The 3432-nt window shown below is 33.8% G+C and carries 2 protein-coding genes and 1 pseudogene; 1 reads left to right on the top strand and 2 read right to left on the bottom strand.

Translation table 11 applies throughout. The features are described from left to right. Window positions 1-240: 240 nt before the first annotated feature. On the bottom strand, window positions 241-441 hold the full coding sequence (locus XEN7305_RS27205) for a transposase (protein ID WP_006507275.1): 201 nt from the start codon (window positions 439-441) through the stop codon (window positions 241-243). Window positions 442-856: 415 nt separating this feature from the next. On the opposite strand from XEN7305_RS27205, the gene XEN7305_RS26210 reads away from it, so the two are divergent. Next, window positions 857-2995 carry a diguanylate cyclase domain-containing protein gene (locus XEN7305_RS26210; RefSeq protein ID WP_006507274.1) on the top strand — a complete coding sequence of 713 codons (2139 nt, stop codon included), beginning with the start codon at window positions 857-859 and terminating at the stop codon, window positions 2993-2995. A 52-nt stretch (window positions 2996-3047) separates the two neighbouring features. Here XEN7305_RS26210 and XEN7305_RS27200 read toward each other — a convergent pair. Continuing rightward, window positions 3048-3287 (bottom strand): annotated as a pseudogene (locus XEN7305_RS27200) (IS3 family transposase); the annotation flags it as partial. Window positions 3288-3432 lie beyond the last annotated feature (145 nt).

Below are 3432 nucleotides of genomic sequence, written 5' to 3'. Positions count from 1 at the left end.
CCCTGAGCGACAAAAAAATTCTGAGGATTTTTTCTTCTCATCAAATTGCCAAATCCCCTTGACAACTACTCTTTCAGCTTAAGTTGTCACCAATGGATAGAGGGTATGGGTATAAACCTCTTTACTCGCACAACAAGGACAAGGAAGGGAGAATAGATCCATCACAAGTTTGACTTAGAGGAGTTTACAAATCACTTATTATCCCTTAAGCCATATACAACAAGGCTTTATATTGTCCCACTAAGCGGAACCAGTGCCCCAAATCTTCCCTTGAGGTAAATTACACCAGCGACATCCAGTTATCAAAATATAGCGCAAGCTATTCAATACGTATCGAAATGGTACATGTGGCATTCCTCGTGATCTCGAATCAGAGGTTGGAAAAATATCTTCGAACCATTTCCACTCCAAATCACTCAAACCTTCGAAACGTCCCGCCATTTTTATCTCCTAGTTTAGATGATAGGATCTCATTTTTTGGAAATAGTGGGATAGGTTCATGTATCTTACCAATTTGAGAAGGGTTATATTAGCTTCAATAAGTTCAATAAGTTTTTTTGCACTTTTACTTGTTTCTGTTGACGTACATAAAAAATGCACGTTCTGCTATAAATTAGTCAACTATTCACACAATTTACAAATATCTTTAAACTATACATAACAAAACTACGTAATTTTTCAGTTACAGAAAGCAAATATATTTGTGATTATAGGACTATTAACTCTTATTATGGTTCTCGTCTCATAGTATTTTCTGCCACAAACTAGCGATTTAAAAACGCGACTGTATTGTTTATTATTTCAAACGGATTGATCGCTAGAAACTAGATTATTTCCTATTTGCAAATATATAGATATGTTAAATAAATCACGAATTAAACTTATTAATAATAAACTAAATAATTTTCATCAAGAACAATTATCAGGCTGTGTTCTTTACGATCAACTCACTGGCTTACCAAACTACAATGCCTTAATTCAATTTATTGAACAGTCAATGGTCTTGGTTAAAGAAAAAGTTCAGGAGAAATTTGCAGTATTATTTATTGATATTGATAGATTTAAAGCTATTAATAGTAGCCTTGGAAGAAAACTAGGCGATAAACTGCTTGTTTTAATCTCTCGGAGATTGCAAAATTGTCTTCGTAATCATGATTTAATCTCTCGAATAGGTAATCACGAGTTTGCCATAATACTACAGAATATTGAAAATATTGATTTTACAAAAAAAATTGCAGAACGCATTTATCAAGAATTCAAATTGCCTTTTAGGCTCCAAGAAATTGAAATCTTTGCTGGGGTAACTATTGGTATTTCTATCGGAGATATAAATTATGAGACTCCAGAAGAAATTTTGCGAGATGCTGAATTAGCTGTATCCAGTATTAATAATATAAGACATCAAGATTATTATCAGCTGTTCAACGAAAATATGTATAGTCGTGCCATAACACTACTACAGCTGGAAAACGATTTACGAAGAGCAATACAAAAACAAGAATTTGAACTTTATTATCAACCAATATTGTCTTTATTAACAAAACAAGTAGTGGGTTTTGAAGCTTTAATTCGTTGGCAACATCCCTCAAAAGGATTGGTTAGTCCTTGCGAATTTATTCCTTTGGCAGAAGAAACCGGGCTGATTAGATTTATCGACTCATGGGTTTTAAGAGAAGCCTGTTCTCAAATGCAAGCTTGGAAATCGAAATTTACAGAGCTATGTAATTGTAGAATTAGTGTTAATGTTTCCAGTAAGCAACTCGAACAGATAAATTTTGTCCAACAAGTAAAACAAATTTTGCAAGAAAGTAGATTAAATCCTCAGAATTTAAAATTGGAAATTACAGAAAGTTGTTTAGTGAAAAACACTTCGAATACTTTAAGTACTCTTAATGAGCTAAGATTCTTGGGTATTGAGTTATCATTAGATGATTTTGGGACAGGATATTCTTCTCTAAGTTACTTGCAAAAATTTCCTTTTAACACCTTAAAAATAGATCGCACCTTTGTTAACAGTATTAATACTAATAATGAGAAACTAGGAATTATCAGGGCCATTATTAATTTGGCCAGTAGTCTCAATATGGACACAACTGCAGAAGGCATAGAAAACACCGAGCAATTAGTTCAATTGAAGGCTTTAGGTTGTAATTCTGCTCAAGGATATTTATTATCTAAACCACTAAACAAATTGGCGGTCGAAGCCTTAGTTCTGACGGATTTGGAAAATCGAATTGAAGATTTACATTTGGGTGATTCTACTAATCTATTAGAAGAGCAAATAATAAAAGAAAAACTGGTTTTGCAAATTGAACACTTGCGACAAGAAGTTGCAGAATTAAAAAAAGAAAGCATTGATTTAGAGATTTTATTAGAAACTACGACAGAACATGCTGATTTAGTTGAATCTCAACTACACAATGAAATTATTGAACGTCAAAAAGTAGAAAAAGAACTAAATAAATTAAATCAAAATTTAGAACAACTCACCATGATTGATGGTTTGACTCAAATAGCTAATCGTCGGCGACTCGATGATTATTTACTTGATAATTGGATTCGATCACAAAAAGATAAAGCCCCTATTTCTCTGATCTTATGTGATATAGATTTTTTCAAAATTTATAATGACACCTATGGTCATCCTATAGGAGATTACTGTTTAAAACAAGTTGCTTTAACGATTGAATCTGTAACCGAAGATGATTGTGGTTTAGCAGCTCGTTATGGAGGAGAAGAATTTGCAGTAGTATTACCAAATATTAATGAAGAGCAGGCAGTAGAAATCGCCGAATTAATCAGATCTAGAGTGAAGGATCTCAGAATTGCGCATCAGAAATCGCACATAAGTGATTTTATAACTTTGAGTTTGGGAGTTTTTAGTATGGTACCTAACACCTTAGCTTCTCCAGATTTACTAATCGCGTGCACAGACAAAGCTTTATATGAGGCAAAAAGGCAAGGAAGAGATAATGTCAAGCTCTTTGCTTACTAAATTATAGTTACACCTGATAATTTGTGAAAAAGTGTGAAAGTGAAACAAGAATAGCGCTTGTCAGAGCCTCTAAGCAAACGCTTACTTCTAGAGTATTCGACAATTGCCATGCCAGAAAAAAGTGAGAATACCAATCCATAATTGCTACTAGATAGACAAAACCAGTGAGCATTCGGAGTCGCTGCACCAAACCTGATTCGGCGCATCAATGGCCAGATCTTGGAGTAGATAATGTTAACGATGATGATCATCATCGGGTTGACTGAAGTTTGGAGCGCGGATAAATAGTTTCTCACTCCACACTATCATTAAACGGTTTACTGGTACAACTGGGCTGTTAATTAGACCTCTTGCATAATTGGTTGCGGGATATGTTATGGAAATTAGTATCCCCTTTGATAATGAAAATATTGGATGAAATATAAAACTGTCCAAAA

It is taken from the genome of Xenococcus sp. PCC 7305 (assembly GCF_000332055.1).
GTDB lineage: Bacteria > Cyanobacteriota > Cyanobacteriia > Cyanobacteriales > Xenococcaceae > Xenococcus.
This window is presented reverse-complemented; position numbering and strand designations above follow the sequence as displayed.